We start from the raw sequence: 14669 nt of genomic DNA on the forward strand, positions 1-14669 counted from the left end.
GGCAGTCGCCGTTTGAGCAAGGGTGCCGGGTCGCGATCCCTGGGCCCGCTCATCCGGTCGGAGTCAGGCCCAAAGGGCGACCGATCAATGGTCGGCGTACGGGCCGGAGTCTGGCCGCGGTGTCGAGAAGTGCTCGCGCCGAGGCGCTTCGGGGATCGCGAGACACAACGGGAACGCCGGCGTCGCCGGCCATGCGAATGGCGACATCCAACGGAATGCGGCCGAGGACGTCGCACCCCAGGCTTGCGGCTAGTTGGTCCCCGCCACCGGACCCGAACACCGCCGAGCCGGCGCCACAGTGTGCGCACAGAGATTCGGACATGTTCTCGACCACACCCGCGATCGGCATGCCGACCTGCGCGGCGAGCGCGCCGATCCGTCCGGCGACCGACAACGCGGCGGGTTGCGGGGTGGTGACGGCGACCAGGGCGGCATCGGGCAGCAGTTCGAGTACCGACAATGTCACGTCACCGGTCCCGGGCGGCAGATCGAGGAGCAGTACGTCGAGGTCGCCCCAATGGGTGTCTTCGACGAACTGCGTCAAAGCCTTGTGCAGCATCGGACCTCGCCAGACGATGGGCTCGTCGGGAGGGACGAAGAAGCCCAGCGACATCAGCGACACGCCGAACGCCTGGACCGGCAACATCCGCCCGTTCATCGCGACGGGAGCACGATGCACGCCGAACAGTTGCGGTACCGAATAGCCCCAGACATCGGCGTCGATCAGACCGACACGTCGCCCCTGCGCCGCCAGTGCGATGGCGAGATTGGCTGCAATGGTCGACTTTCCGACGCCACCCTTACCGCTCGCGATGGCATAGACCTGGTGGGGGACGGCGGTATCGGCGAGGACGATTCGACGTCTGTCGGCATCGGTCATCTGCGCCATTCGGACATCGACGGTGCGGGCTCCGGGAACCGACAGCGCTGCACTGGTCACGGCGTGACGGATGCTTTCGGAGAACGGGCAATCCGGTGTCGTCAGGGCGATCTCGATCCGCGCAGCACCACCGTGGCGCACGTCGACACGACGTACCATGCCGAGTTCGCCCAGGGGGCGCTGCAATTCGGGATCGCGAATAGCGCCCACGGCCGCGCGGATGCCGTCGGCCACCACTGCTCGTGGGGTCATGGGTTGCCTCTCATCTCATTCAGTGCGTCGGCCGTGGCGTCGGCCCGCGTCTCCCACCATCGCGACGCGGCGTCGTCGCGCGTTGCGCGCCACCGTGCCCAGTCGTGGGCGTGTGTGGACAGCCACGTCAGGGTGGCGGACTTGTCCTGATCGAGCATCGCCTTGAGCGCGAAACGTCGTTCGCCGCGTCGATAGCCGACGCCGACGGCGGCCGCCCCGCACGACAGGGTGTGATGTGTGAGGACGAATCCGGCCCGCACCGGGCTGACCAGTGCATCGAGCAGGTCCTCGAAGTCGTCGTCGATCGCGACGGGAGCGGGTGCCTCCCGGAGTGCCAGGGGGAGTGTGAGCGGGTCCGGTGGCGTAAGGCGGCCGTACTCGTCGTCCAGCACCGCCATGGTCAGCTGGGCCCACTGCGTCACGGCGTCGTCACCAAGCAAGGACACAGCCTGCAGGTAGCCGGGAGCCCATGGCCAAATGTGTTCGTGGAAAAGCGATTCGGCGATCCGGTGGGCGCCGGGGGAGCGGATTTGACCGCGCACGTCGGCGTAGCACATGAGCAACACACCGAGGTGATCGGCGTCGGCCGGCGGATGTTGTCCGGCCGCTCGCCAGAACCCCTCGACGCGATCGAGGCCGATGCCACCCAATTTTCCGTCGGGACCGAGATGGATGGCGGCGTGTGGCGGGGCGGAGAGAACGAACGCCCGCGTGTACGCCGCGCCGGTGAGAGTGGGTAACCCCAGCGCGTCGAACAGGAGCCCGGATTCCGGCGGTGGCGTATGCGCGACAGCGCCCAGCGACCGGATCAGTTCGACCCTGAGACCGGTGTCAGTCGCGGCGGTCACGGGTTCGGAATCCTGCGTGCGTCTTCGGTGGGCTTGAGCGGTCGCATCAGCCAATTGGGTCGGCGGTTGCCGTCGGGTGACACGAGTCGGGCACCGCGGGTCAGATCCAGCCACTCGCGATAGACCTCCCGCGACGCCGAGGTGTCCACACTGATGTCACCGGCCCGATCGTCGGGTCCGGCCGGCATCACGCGCACCGCCTGATGCCAGCAGTGCATACCCGAGATCGGATCCGGGTGCACCGGGAACGTCAGGTTCTGGTGCACGCCGGTGTCACTCCACCAGATCCGTTGCGTGTCAGGGTCACTGCTCGCGTGTGGGGCGACCGGACGTAAGCGTTGCATCGACCACTCGTCACCCTCGTGAGCGAGATCGACGGTGGCCATCATCGAGCCGACACCGCCGGACTGTTGCTCGGTGCGCCACCGCCCCATGTGGTGGCTACAGGCGACGACGCCCGGTCGGATGCCCTCGGTGATCCACGCCTTGGCGACGAAATGTCCGATCGCGGTCTCCACGCGCACGAGGTCCCCGGTCGCGCCGACACCGAGGCGTTCGGCATCGGCGGGGTGCACCCACACCGGGTTGGTGTGCGCGAGTTCGTCGAGCCACTTGGCGTTGGCTGACCGCGTGTGAATCTGGGTGGGCAGCCGGAACGTCGACAACAGCACCAGCTGATCGTCGGCCAGGTTGTCGGGATGCACGTGACTCTTGATGTAGCCGGGAAGCGCGTATTCGGGCCAACCCCACGCGGCCAGGGTCGACGAGTAGAACTCCAGGAGTCCGGAGGGTGTGGGAAACCCTCGCAGCAGCTGACCGTCAACCCTGACGCCGACGGCGCGTCGGCCCTGATCGTCGGGGTCCGGCGCAGCGATCGGAACGACGTTGACGCTCGACGGCGTGGGGGCCGACGTGTAGACCCGCCCGATCTGGTCGACGTACGAGCCGTCGAGTTCCTCGGCGGGAATCTCGTGTTCATGCACCGCACCAATCCCTTTCGCGATCTCGAAGGCCCCGTATCGGCGCATGAACTCCAACGGGGTGAGGTCCTCGGCGGCCGCCCGTTCCGGCAAGCCCGGGACCGAGTTCTCGAACATCCAGGCGTAGTACTCGTCGACGGTCAATTTCTCACCCGGATGTGCCCGGGACTCGTGGTACTGCCGGATGCCCAGTGACCCGTCGGGGTCGATACGCCAGGACAGTTCGATCCAGAACTCGTTCTCCTCCCACACCTCGCCGGGATTCACGTCGCGGGTGTCGGTGATCGTCTCACCCAACCGCTGCCGGGCGGCGCGCAGCACGGGCTGCCGAAAACCCAGCCACTGCCCGTCGTACTGCTCGTAGGAATGCGTGTCGTGCCGCTCGGAGGCGTGCCCCATCGGCAGCACCCAGTCCGCGAGATAGGCCGATTCGTTCCACGTCGGAGTCAACGCCACGTAGCAGCCGACCGCCGCCTCATCGGTGAGTACCTCCATCCACGACAGGCCATCGGGATTGGTCCAGACCGGGTTGTACACCCGGCTGAAGTAGGTGTCGAGTCGGCCACGCCCATCTTTGATCAGGTGCGGCAACAGGAACGACATCTCGTTCTGTGCCAACGGGTACTCCAGCGGCCAGGTGAGGGACTGCCATACCGCCGGATGAGGTGGCGTGTGAATCGGCTTGGGCACGAACTTGTTCCACGCATTCGGAAAGGTACCGCCCTCGGTTCCGACGGCGCCCAGCAGCGCCGACAACAGGAACACGGTGCGCGATACCTGCCAACCGCCGAGGTTGGCCGCGGCCGCCGATCTCCAGCAGTGTGCGGCGAACCGCGTGCCGGCGCCGGCCACCGTCTCGGCCACCGAGCGCAGGGTCCCGACGTCGATGCCCGACTCCGCCGACGCGTACTCAAAAGTGTAATTGTCATACAGCGTGGACAATTCGGCCTCGAACGACTCGAAGGTACGGGGGAGGTGAGGCGCGCAGGCATCGAGGTATTGTGCCCAGTTCCACCAGCGGCGGACGAAGTCTCGGTCGTAGGCGCCGGTGGTGATGAGGTGACGGGCGATGGCGAGGTTGATCGCGGCCTCGCTGCCCGGTTGTGGCGACAGCCAGTAGTCAGCGTGCGTCGCGGTGTTCGACAGGCGGGTATCCAGCACGATCACCTTGGCGCCGTTGGCCTTTGCCTCGGTGATGCGCTGTGCGTGTGGGTTGAAGTAGTGTCCGGTTTCCAGGTGTGAGCTGATCAGATAGATGACCTTGGCGTTCGCGTGATCGGGGCTGGGCCGGTCGATGCCCATCCAGAACTGATAGCCGGTGCGTCCGCCGCTCGAGCAGACATTGGTGTGCGAATTGTGGCCGTCCACACCCCAACTGGCGAGCACACGTTCGGTGTAGCCGTCCTCCCCGGGACGGCCGAGATGGACCATGATCTCGTTGTGTCGATGCTCGGTGAGTGCTGCACGCAGCCGCTCGGCGAGCGCGTCGAGAGCGGTGTCCCAACTAACCCTTTCCCACTCACCTCCGCCGCGGGAGCCGACCCGGCGCAGCGGGTACAGGATGCGATCGGGGTCGGTGACCTGGTTGATGGTGGCCGGCCCCTTGGCGCAGTTTCGGCCGCGAGAGCCGGGATGCTCGGGATTGCCCTCGAACTTGCGGACGTGCATGTCGTCGCGGTCGATGTAGGCGAGGAGTCCGCACGCCGACTCGCAATTGAAACAGGTGGTGGGCACCAACATGTACCGGTGTTCGACGCGTTTCGGCCACGACTTCGAATCGAGTTCGATCCAGTCGTCCCAGCGTTCCTTGGGTGGAAACGAGGCCAGGTGAACCGCACTGGGTCCCTGGTAGAAGGTCTCGCCACGCTCCTCGGTGGCGCGTCTGGCGGCCGAAACGCGCAGCGCGCGGTCATCCAGATCTCGAGTTGTGTGCCTGCGTGTGAACATGATTCGGTCTCCTTGGGTCAGGCCAGCGGGACGGCTTGGCCGGCCTGGACGTAAGCGTGTTCATATGCCAGCAGCCCACCGACGGCGAAGGGCACCGCGATCCAGCCGATCCACGGGGCGGCCACCGCGACGACGGTGATGAGGATTGATGCCCAGAAGAAGCGCGCGTACCGGCCGCGGCTCATCTCGTAGGCCGCCAGGTGGGCGTGAGCGGTGACGTGGGGCAGTGTCAACTCGCCCCAGACGAGCAGGAGGTGCAGCGCTGCTGCGACGGCGAGCGTCCAGGCCAGTACCGAGGTGGCATGCGCACTGGAGAACGCGATCGCGAACGGGAGTAGTCCGGCCGCCCCGGCCACCACCATCTGCACGGCCAGGTGGAACGGCAACAGCGGGCTCTGCCACAGGTCGCGAGCCTTGGCCTGCGCGAAGAGATATGCCGTGTAGCACGCGGTCGCCAGACCCAACGGAATCGCGAGTGCGTCGCAGAACTGCTGCAACCACCCGACGTCGAACAGGGCGGCCACGATGGCCAGGCCTGCCACCGCGCCATAGCCGCCGAGCACGAACGAACCGCGGACCAGCCAACTGCGCCAGTGGTGCCGGGTGAAGATCAGATAGAAGCGGAAGGGATGCTTGAGATCCCAGATCAGCAACACACCGGTGATGGCCAGAAATGTCAATGCACCGAGCGGCGCAACCCATTTCGTGGTGACTTCCCCCCAGGTCAGAACTCGGAGGAAGGCCAGCGTCGCCGCCACCACGAGCAGCCCCGCGGCCAGGCTCTTGGTCCACGTGTACAGGCTGACGCGCCATCCCCAGGGCGCACGATGCGGTACGTCGTACGACACCAATGCCGCGGCCGAGGATGTTGGGTGGTGTGGGTGTCCCGCGGCGACGAGTTGCGGATCACCCTGGTCACCCTGTGTTGCCCAGGCATAGAGACCGCCATCAGGACGTCGGGCGGCCAACGGATCCAGCGTCGCCTGGTGCGCGCCGAGATAGAACACCCCCGGCCCGGTCTCCTTTTCAGGCCTGCGCACCGCGACCGGCCGACGCTGTACGAGTTCTGCCACCTTGGATGTCGGATCCTCGAGATCGCCGACGAGAATCGCCTCGGTGGGGCATACCGTCACGCATGCCGGTTCGAGTCCGACGTCGAGACGGTGCGCGCACATGTTGCACTTCTCCGCCGAGTGATCTTCGGGGTTGATGAAGATCGCGTCGTAGGGGCACGCGGCCATGCATGCCTTGCAGCCGATGCAGATCGACTTGTCGAAATCGACAATTCCGTCGTCGCGCTTGTACATCGCCTGCGTCGGGCACGCGGTTACACAGGGCGCGTCGGTGCATTGGTTACATCGGGTCACCTGAAATGCTCGGCGTGCCTCGGGAAACGTCCCGACGTCAACGGACTTGACATAGGTACGGTTCACTCCGAGTGGTACCTCGTTCTCGCTCTTGCACGCGGTACTACAGGCATGACAGCCGATGCATCGGGTCTGGTCGAGGACCTTCACCCATCGCCCGGGCTGTGGTGATGTGATGGCCATTACTCGACGCTACGGCCATGGGGCCACACTGGCCAGGCTCTTGGCCACAGGCGTTTCTTGTGAGGCCACAAGGGCTCGTTTGCCCCACCGGATAGAGGGTTTCGACGCTGGACTCGCACGGAGCTCTGGCCTGAGCCAGTAGTCGGCCGCTTCGGCACAGTATGTCGGGTGAGAAACGCAAGAATGGTGTCATGATCGAACAATTCACCAGCACGTGGTCGAATCTCATCGCTGTCATCGTCGCCACGGTCATCATCTACACCGCGTTCGTGGCACTCGTTCGAATCATGGGGCAGCGCAGCCTGGCCACCATGGCTGCCTTCGATCTGGCGCTCGTGATCGCGGTTGGCTCGCTGATCGCACGGACCTCGCTCCTGCGTGAACCGACTCTGGCCCAAGGGGTGGTGGCCCTGGTCACGCTCTTCGTCCTCCAACACACCGTCTCGCGATTGCGCCGCTTCCCGCGGATCAATCAACTGGTCAGCCCCCGTCCGGTGCTGCTCGTCGTGGACGGCTCTGTATTGCACGACCAACTTGGCCGTGCCAGCCTCCTCGAGGAGGAGTTGCGCCAAAAGTTGCGACTCGCCGGCGTCGGCTGCCTCTCGGATGTGTCGCGGGCAACCCTCGAACGTAACGGCTCCATCAGCGTCATCCGGCGCGGCGCTCGCCTCGACAACGACGTCATGGTCGACGTCGACGGGGCAGTCGAAACGTGAGGATGGGCGGGCCTGTTGCACGAGCGAGGGTTGTCGGCCGAAACCGGTGATGGCGGGGTTCGTTGTCGATCGGTCGTCCGGTGTGCGACCGTCCGACCGAATACGTTGTCCCGCAACGACAGACACGTCCCGGTCACAGGCCATAGGGGAGTCCTGAACCATCGGTGTCAGCGATCTCGAGGAGACGGTTGTACTTGGCAATTCGCTCGCCGCGGGCCGGTGCGCCCGTCTTCATATGCCCTGCACCGGTTCCGACGGCGAGATCGGAGATGAACGAATCGGGCGTCTCACCGGAACGGTGGGACACGAACTGCCGGTAGTCACCATCGCGGCAGACACGCATTGCCTCGATTGTCTCGGTCACGGTACCGATCTGGTTCACCTTGATCAGCGCGGCGTTGCCGACGCCGCGGTCGATGGCTTGGGCAATGATCGTGGGGTTGGTGCAGAAAATGTCGTCTCCGACGAGTTCGATTCTGCCACCGAGCCGTTCGGTCAGTCGCTCCCAGCCGTCCCAGTCGGACTCGGCCAAGCCATCTTCGAGGAGCCACACCGGAAATCGATCGACGATCTCGACGTAGCGATCGATCATTTCGTCGCTGGAGAACGGTGTACCCGCCACGTGGTAGCTACCGCCGCGGTAGAACTCGCTCGATGCCGGATCCATCGCAATCGCGACGCCATCCCGACCTTGGCGATAGCCGGCCTTGCTGATCGCCTCGACAAGCAGACTCAATGCTTCCTCGGGTTGGGCAATCTCTGGCGCGAAACCGCCTTCGTCGCCCAAGCCGACCGCCATTCCCCGGGCGTGAAGCAGAGCGCGAAGTTCCGCGTAGATCTCAGATCCGGCGCGCACCGCCTCCGAGGTGGACGGAGCGCCCAGTGGGGCGATCATGAACTCCTGGAAGTCGAGTTCGTTGAGCGCATGCACGCCACCGTTGAGGACATTGAAGTGGGGTACAGGGAGGCGTGGTTCATTCACCGCTCCGACGAACGTGCGCCACAGTGGGGAGCCGGTGCTGTGGGCGAATGCACGCGACGCGGCGATGGACACCCCCACTACGGCATTCGCGCCGAGGCGAGACTTGTTCTCGGTCCCGTCGAGGTCGATCATTGCTTGATCGAGGTCGGCCAGAGTGGCGAAGGACCTGCCGATCAATGCCTCTCGGATCTCTCCGTTGACCGACGCGGCCGCCTTGAGCACTCCCTGCCCCCGGTAGCGCTCGCGGTCACCGTCTCTCAGTTCGACTGCCTCGCGGGTGCCGGTCGACGCGCCCGCCGGCACGCCCGCAGTGACCTGGATGCCGTCTTTCGTGTCCAGGGTGATCCACAGGGTCGGGCGAGAACGGGAATCCAAGATCTCGAGGGCATGGATTGAGGTGATGACGATACTCATGGTGCTCCAATCGGTCGTGTACTAACTGTTCAGAGTGGGGATCTGGTCGAACAGGTCGGCGTTCCATCGGCTGCGAGCGCGATGGAGCAATTGATACGAACCGGGCGGCGCGATGAGCGCCTCGTTGGTCAGGCCGAGATCGGCGAGCAGCGGACGGATCACGGCATCGTGAGTCACGACCACCAGTGAACTACCCTGCGCAGCAGCGTGATCGGTCCATCTCTCGAGCGTCGGTCGCGCACGGGCGACGACGCTGTCCACCGGCTCCACCCCAGGGGCGGCGTCGACTGATCCGTATTCGGCGAGAACCTCGTTCTTCTGCCTTCCGGTCCACGGTCCGTAATCTCGGTCGTTGAATGCTTCGTCAACCCTGACCTCGACGCCGAAACCGGCAGCCATCACGGCTGCGGTCCGCCGAGCACGCTGCAGGGGGCTCGACACCACAATCGCGTGATGGCCCAACTTGCGCCGGGCCAGGTCGGCCCCGAGTGCTTGTGCTTGGATCTCGCCGACTTCGTTGAGCTCCGGGTCGGCGAGTCCACGGAGGCGCCCATCGGCGTTGAATGCTGTCTCCCCATGGCGGGCAAGCGCAACCGTTGCAACGGATGTTTCGGTATGTTCAGTGTTCACGGCAGCCTCCATTAGTGTGGAGGAGCCATCAGCCGTCATGGCGGTTCAGGAATCTACTGCAAGCAGTAGAACCTCGGCAGGATCCATTGCCGTTCCGTGAACTCTACCCCAAAAGCCCCACGATTGACGGCGTTTCGTTGCGGCCGATCCCAGGTATCTGCATATCCACGGAGGTGACGTCAGGTGTTCACTGCAACCGGCTTGACTGTTGATTAGATGAACGTCAATATCGATGGATGTCGAATCAGGTAACGGTGGCACCGATTGGTCGAGGTGTGGGTGCTGAGGATGCGGTGCGGTGGGCACTGGTGTTGAAGGCTCTTGCGGATCCGGTTCGGTTGCGACTGTTGAGTGAGGTGTCTCGGTCTTCTGGCGGTGAGGCGTGCGTGTGCGATATCTCGGGCTCGTTCGATCTGTCGCAGCCGACCATCTCGCATCATCTGAAGGTGTTGCGGGAGGCCGGTTTGGTGTCTGGTGAGCGTCGGGCGACGTGGGTGTATTACCGGGTCAATAGTGTTGTTTTGGAACAGCTTTCGGGGTTGTTGAGCGGGTTGGCTGTGGTGGTGGGGGAGCCGCGGTCCTGTGGGGTGGACGAATGAGTTCTGCCCAGGCACGTGTCGCGGGTCGGATGTCGGTTCTGGATCGTTTTCTGCCGGTGTGGATCGGCGTTGCCATGGTCGCAGGCCTGCTGTTGGGGCGTGCGGTGCCCGGCCTCGGAGAAGGGCTGGCCGCGGTGGAGGTCGACGGGATCTCGCTGCCGATAGCTCTCGGGTTGCTGGTCATGATGTATCCGGTGCTGGCGAAGGTCCGTTACGACCGGCTCGATTCGGTGACCGGTGATCGGCGGATGCTGGTCGGGTCTCTGATTCTGAATTGGGTTGTGGGACCGGCGTTGATGTTTGCGTTGGCGTGGCTGCTGCTGCCTGACCTGCCGGAGTATCGCACCGGTTTGATCATCGTCGGGTTGGCGCGTTGTATCGCGATGGTGGTCATCTGGAACGATCTCGCGTGCGGTGATCGTGAGGCCGCCGCAGTGCTGGTGGCGTTGAACTCGATCTTCCAGGTGGTCATGTTCGGCGTGCTGGGCTGGTTTTATCTCTCTGTGCTGCCCGGGTGGCTCGGGTGGGAGCAGGCAACCATCGATACGTCGGCGTGGCAGATTGCGAGGTCAGTGCTGATCTTCCTCGGCATCCCGTTGCTCGCGGGGTTCCTGACCCGGCGTCTGGGTGAACGCGCCAACGGCCGCGACTGGTATGAGACCACGCTGTTGCCACGTCTGGGTCCGTGGGCGCTGTACGGGTTGTTGTTCACGATCGTGATCCTGTTCGCGTTGCAGGGAGATCAGATCACCTCTCGGCCGTGGGACGTCGTGCGTATCGCGATCCCTCTGTTGATCTACTTCGCGGTGATGTGGGGAGGCGGATTCGCCCTCGGTGCCGGGATGAGGCTGGGATACGCGCGTACAACTACGTTGGCGTTCACGGCGGCGGGCAACAACTTCGAACTGGCGATCGCGGTCGCCATCGCCACCTACGGAGCAACGTCCGGGCAGGCGCTGGCTGGGGTCATCGGGCCGCTCATCGAGGTACCGGTACTCGTCGGCCTGGTGTATGTCTCGCTGGCGCTGCGTTCTCGGTTCTTCACGACCACTCCGTCGCCGCGTCAGGTTGTGGGTGATGTCTGACCTCACCAAGGTGTTGTTCGTGTGTGTGAGTAATCGCGGCAAATCGGTGATGGCCGAACACCTTACGCCGGTGGTCACGGACCGGCTCCGCCCCTCGTCTGCCGGCACCCGTGCCAAGATCGGTGGCGAGGTCAACGAGTTGTCGGCGCAGGCGCTCGCCGAGATCGGCGCGCAGATCGCCGATCATCGGCCGCGTCAGCTCACCGATGAACTCATGCGCGCGGCCGACTTGGTCGTCGTGGTCGGTACCGCCGAGGTCACCGTACCGGCCGGGGTTGCGGTCGAGGTGTGGCAGACCGACGAGCCCTCCTTGCGCGGCATCGACGGTATCGAGCGGATGCGGTTGATCCGCGACGACATCGCCGCCCGCATCCGCGACCTCGACGAGCGCCTCAGGCGGTAGGCGAGGGTCGTGGGTGCAGACCCGGCCGGTCAGCAACAACCAGTACCGGAGTCGGGGTCGTCACGCTGTGTGCCGCAACACACGGAATCGGCCAGCTGAGTACCAGAAGTATTGGCGTGCAACAGCTGTGGGCTTGCCCCAAAGGCGTCGGAGTCTTCGAGCACGGTGTAGACCTCCCACTTCTCATCTGCCGGTCCAGTCACCCACACCTTGTCCTGCGACGCAAAGCAACACGTGGTGTTGAACTCTTCCTCGGTGAACAGCCCTTCGCCGGAGAGGCGGGCGATCTCGGCGTGCACCTGCTCGCTGGATTCGACCTCGACACCGAGATGATTGATGGTGCCACCCCTGCCGGGGTTCTCCATCAGCACCAGCTTCAGTGGCGGTTGAGCGACCGCGAAATTCGCGTATCCGGGCTTGCGTTTGGCCGGCCCGGTGTTGAACAACTTGGAGTAGAACTCTACCGCTGTGTCGAGATCATCGACGTTGAGCACCAATTGCATACGGGACATGACAACCCCATTCCGAGTGTGAGACATATGTCGAATTAGTGGACGCTCACAGCATGCTCACCTTTTCTACATATGTCAAGAAGGGTGTAGGGTCGGACTATGCCAAAGACGTTGCCGGTGATTGATATCAGCGCTCCGATTTGTTGTGCGCCAATGTCCGAGACGCCGCTGGATGACGATGCCGCGTTGGAGATGGCGTTGCGGCTCAAGGCTCTCGCTGATCCCGCTCGGATCAGGCTGGTCTCGATCCTGCTCACCGAGGAAGGCCGGGGGGTGTGCACCTGCGATCTGGCCGCAATGGTCGGCCTCACCGAGGCGACCACCAGCCATCACCTCGGGCAGCTCCGAAAGGCCGGGATGGTCACCCCGCAGCGGCGCGGGATGAACGTCTATTACCAGGCGCGGGTGGACTCGCTGCACGCGTTGTGTGTCGCGTTGGGCGCCACTACCGGGTGCTGCTGAACCGGCCGCTCAATTTGGGTGGGGCGATGGTCTCGGCGATCGAGCGGCGTATCCGACATCTCGGGCCTGCATTCGCGCGAGGTTTGTCGCGGGAGGGTCGACGGTGGACGGTCAGGATGTGCTGGAATCACCGGTAGTGCGTTGCCCCACCGGACTGTTGTCTTGCGATGACGGGTAGTTGTCGACGTAGGCGACGTGCTCCTGGCGTGCTTTGCGAGCCTGTAGTTCGGGATCGTGAGAGTCGCGTACTGACATGCCATAGGTAGCGGAGGCCGTCGCGAAAAGGATGATGGTGATTGCCGCGCAGATGATCGTGAGGATGGGCTGGTCTTCGGCCCACAGGATGAGGGTCAAGCCAAGCGTGATGGTGCCGATCATGGCTGCGAGGTAGCCTACCCATCCCATCGGGACGAGGTAGCGGGCACGGAATTTATTGATGGCCAGTGCGTGGTTCATGAGGTCTCTCCTTCATGCGGTGGGCAACCTGTGTACCCGATGCCGGTCGTCGGGACGTTTCAGCTGGGTATGGATTCGCCGAGTAACACCCGTTCGGTGTGGAAGTCCTCGGCGCTCACCGCGGATCGTGGTGTTCATATCCATGAGGGCTACTCTGCGCCGAATCATCGTCACTGAGTAGAGGTCCTGACGTTGTCGCCTCACAAGATGAAGTTGTAGGGCACGGAGCGCGAGGTTGTGTCCGGTCACGTCGCGCGGACAGATCACGCGCGAGGTGCCGGGCAACAGCGTGAGCAACAGGCGGAGGCTGATGTCGAGGCGCTTGTGCTCAACGCCGACCGTAGGCTCTTCACATGGTGGTGACGAGACCACCGTCGATGACGAAGTCGGCCCCTGTGGTGTTTGCCGCGCGACCACCGGCGAGCAACACAACGAGATCTGCAACCTCATCGGGATGGGTGAACCTCCCGGTCGGGGCTGCCTGGGCCTGTCGCCTGGCCACAGTCGCGGCATCGCTGTCTCCCGCCGAGGCAACCGTCGCTGCCACACCATGGTCGCCGAACCACAGGTCGGTCTCCACCGGGCCGGGACTGATCGTGTTGACCCGCACGCCTTGTGGTCCGAACTCTTTGGACAGGGATTTGCAGAAGTTGCTCAACGCCGCCTTTGCGGCGCAGTAGTCGATCACGCCAGGATCGGGTAGGAACGCGTTGACCGACGAGATGGTCACCACCGTCGACGGCGCTCGGGCGATGAGGTGCGGCAGTGCTGCGCGGGTCGTTCGGACAGCCGGCATGAAGGTGATGTTCATGGCCCAGGACCACTCGTCATCGGTGACTGCAAGGAAGCCGTCCAGACGTGGCCGGACCGCGCCGACATTGTTGACCAGCACGTCCAATCCGCCGAACCGTGCCACGGCCTCGGCGACCAGTCGATCCGGCCCGTCGGGTTCCGTGAGGTCCACCGGAACCATATGTACCCGTCCGGATTTCGCCAGTGCGGTGAGGTCAGCGTTGTCGCGCCGCGCTCCCACGACAACCGATGCGCCCTCATCGACCAACGCACGGACGACCGACAGTCCGATGCCCTTGCTACCGCCCGTGACCAGGGCGGTCTTATCGCTCAGTCCCAGGTCCATGACGTGATCAGAATCCCTGTGCCCGAAGCCAATTCATGCTGGCGTCGGCGACGTCGCGCCAGCCGCCGTCGATGGTCAGCGAATGGCCACGGTCCGGGAAGTCGAGGATGTCGGTGACCGCGGAGGAGTGGCGGTACTGCTTGAGGGTCGCACGCGTCACCGACTCCGGCACAGTGTTGTCCTTGCCGCCGGTGATCAGCAGCAGTGGACCGCGAGATTGGTTGTCGGTGGCCACCTTTGCCGGTGAATGGGGATTGAAGTTGGCCGCGGCGGCCTCGTACAGGGGTTTACCCGGTGCCGGGATCGACCACTGCTGGTACAGGCTTTCGGACTCCTCTTCGGCAATGGCATTGCCGAAGGCGAAGCGAAACTGCTCCGACGTCAGGGTGACTGCCCGGCGCCGGTTGGCCGGGTTCTTGAACACCGGCAAGGTGGCGCGTAGCGCGGACAGTGGTAGTGGGAGAACACCTTTGATCTGCGCGGCATCGATCGCCACGGCCGCGACCGCGTGGTCCTGTCCAAGGAGCTTCTGGGCAATCATGCCGCCGAAGGAATGTCCGATCACGATCGGCCGCTCCGGCAGGGCGGCGATCAGTGCCGCGAAGTGGTCGACCACGTCGTCGATGCCATGGTCGGCAACCGATTCGGGGTGGGCGTTGGCCGCCTCGACCGTGTCCGCGTCCCCCGGCCAGCCCGGAGCGGTCGGGGAGTAGCCGGCCTCGCCGAACAATTCGATCCAGGGTTCCCACGACGTCGCGTGCAGCCATAGACCGTGGATGAACAGGACGGGAGTGCTCATGGAAGTGACCTCTCAG

General features: G+C 64.4%; 15 protein-coding genes. 5 read left to right on the forward strand and 10 right to left on the reverse strand.

Annotated elements, in window-relative coordinates:
* Positions 1 to 49 precede the first annotated feature (49 nt).
* Genes AAFP30_RS24520 through AAFP30_RS24535 form a run of 4 tightly spaced genes read right to left on the reverse strand, consistent with a single transcriptional unit; the run spans position 50 to position 6457 of the window.
* The gene (locus AAFP30_RS24520) at positions 50 to 1132 is read right to left on the reverse strand and encodes a P-loop NTPase (RefSeq protein ID WP_419232649.1); all 1083 of its coding nucleotides are present in this window, start codon (positions 1130 to 1132) and stop codon (positions 50 to 52) included.
* The gene (locus AAFP30_RS24525) at positions 1129 to 1980 is read right to left on the reverse strand and encodes a molecular chaperone TorD family protein (RefSeq protein WP_419232650.1); all 852 of its coding nucleotides are present in this window, start codon (positions 1978 to 1980) and stop codon (positions 1129 to 1131) included. Before AAFP30_RS24525 ends, AAFP30_RS24520 begins: the two co-directional genes overlap by 4 nt.
* Positions 1977 to 4907, reverse strand: coding sequence for a molybdopterin dinucleotide binding domain-containing protein (locus tag AAFP30_RS24530; protein WP_419232651.1), 2931 nt, complete (start codon positions 4905 to 4907; stop codon positions 1977 to 1979). Before AAFP30_RS24530 ends, AAFP30_RS24525 begins: the two co-directional genes overlap by 4 nt.
* A gap of 17 nt (positions 4908 to 4924) precedes the next feature.
* Entirely contained in the window at positions 4925 to 6457 is a 1533-nt protein-coding gene (locus AAFP30_RS24535; protein WP_419232652.1) for a 4Fe-4S dicluster domain-containing protein, read from the reverse strand.
* 191 nt (positions 6458 to 6648) lie between these two features.
* Between AAFP30_RS24535 and AAFP30_RS24540 the strand changes: the two genes are divergently transcribed.
* A complete protein-coding gene (locus AAFP30_RS24540) occupies positions 6649 to 7173 on the forward strand; it encodes a DUF421 domain-containing protein (RefSeq protein WP_419232653.1) in 525 nt (174 codons plus the stop codon).
* A 133-nt stretch (positions 7174 to 7306) separates the two neighbouring features.
* Here the strand turns inward: AAFP30_RS24540 and eno are convergent, their stop codons facing one another.
* Together eno and AAFP30_RS24550 are read right to left on the reverse strand one after the other, a co-directional pair.
* Entirely contained in the window at positions 7307 to 8569 is a 1263-nt protein-coding gene (eno, locus tag AAFP30_RS24545; protein WP_419232654.1) for a phosphopyruvate hydratase, read from the reverse strand.
* 21 nt (positions 8570 to 8590) lie between these two features.
* On the reverse strand, positions 8591 to 9199 hold the full coding sequence (locus AAFP30_RS24550) for a histidine phosphatase family protein (protein WP_419232655.1): 609 nt from the start codon (positions 9197 to 9199) through the stop codon (positions 8591 to 8593).
* Positions 9200 to 9435: 236 nt separating this feature from the next.
* On the opposite strand from AAFP30_RS24550, the gene AAFP30_RS24555 reads away from it, so the two are divergent.
* Genes AAFP30_RS24555 through AAFP30_RS24565 form a run of 3 tightly spaced genes read left to right on the forward strand, consistent with a single transcriptional unit; the run spans position 9436 to position 11286 of the window.
* Complete coding sequence (locus tag AAFP30_RS24555) at positions 9436 to 9798, forward strand: ArsR/SmtB family transcription factor (RefSeq protein WP_419232656.1); 363 nt, start codon at positions 9436 to 9438, stop codon at positions 9796 to 9798.
* Positions 9795 to 10883, forward strand: a complete 1089-nt coding sequence (gene arsB, locus AAFP30_RS24560) for an ACR3 family arsenite efflux transporter (RefSeq protein ID WP_419232657.1) — start codon at positions 9795 to 9797, stop codon at positions 10881 to 10883. Before AAFP30_RS24555 ends, arsB begins: the two co-directional genes overlap by 4 nt.
* Positions 10876 to 11286, forward strand: a complete 411-nt coding sequence (locus AAFP30_RS24565) for a low molecular weight phosphatase family protein (protein WP_419232658.1) — start codon at positions 10876 to 10878, stop codon at positions 11284 to 11286. The genes arsB and AAFP30_RS24565 overlap by 8 nt, the downstream gene beginning before the upstream one ends.
* 29 nt (positions 11287 to 11315) lie before the next feature.
* On the opposite strand, the gene AAFP30_RS24570 is transcribed toward AAFP30_RS24565, so the two are convergent.
* Positions 11316 to 11798 carry an ArsI/CadI family heavy metal resistance metalloenzyme gene (locus AAFP30_RS24570; protein ID WP_419232659.1) on the reverse strand — a complete coding sequence of 161 codons (483 nt, stop codon included), beginning with the start codon at positions 11796 to 11798 and terminating at the stop codon, positions 11316 to 11318.
* A gap of 99 nt (positions 11799 to 11897) precedes the next feature.
* Between AAFP30_RS24570 and AAFP30_RS24575 the strand changes: the two genes are divergently transcribed.
* On the forward strand, positions 11898 to 12260 hold the full coding sequence (locus tag AAFP30_RS24575; protein WP_419232660.1) for an Rv2640c family ArsR-like transcriptional regulator: 363 nt from the start codon (positions 11898 to 11900) through the stop codon (positions 12258 to 12260).
* Between the two features lie 111 nt (positions 12261 to 12371).
* On the opposite strand, the gene AAFP30_RS24580 is transcribed toward AAFP30_RS24575, so the two are convergent.
* From AAFP30_RS24580 to AAFP30_RS24590, 3 genes are all read right to left on the reverse strand, one after another.
* A complete protein-coding gene (locus AAFP30_RS24580; protein WP_419232661.1) occupies positions 12372 to 12716 on the reverse strand; it encodes a hypothetical protein in 345 nt (114 codons plus the stop codon).
* Positions 12717 to 13065: 349 nt separating this feature from the next.
* On the reverse strand, positions 13066 to 13854 hold the full coding sequence (locus tag AAFP30_RS24585; RefSeq protein WP_419232662.1) for an SDR family NAD(P)-dependent oxidoreductase: 789 nt from the start codon (positions 13852 to 13854) through the stop codon (positions 13066 to 13068).
* A 7-nt stretch (positions 13855 to 13861) separates the two neighbouring features.
* Positions 13862 to 14653, reverse strand: a complete 792-nt coding sequence (locus AAFP30_RS24590) for an alpha/beta hydrolase (RefSeq protein WP_419232663.1) — start codon at positions 14651 to 14653, stop codon at positions 13862 to 13864.
* Positions 14654 to 14669: the final 16 nt, after the last annotated feature.

The sequence above is a fragment of the Gordonia sp. CPCC 205515 genome (assembly GCF_048537925.1).
GTDB lineage: Bacteria > Actinomycetota > Actinomycetes > Mycobacteriales > Mycobacteriaceae > Gordonia.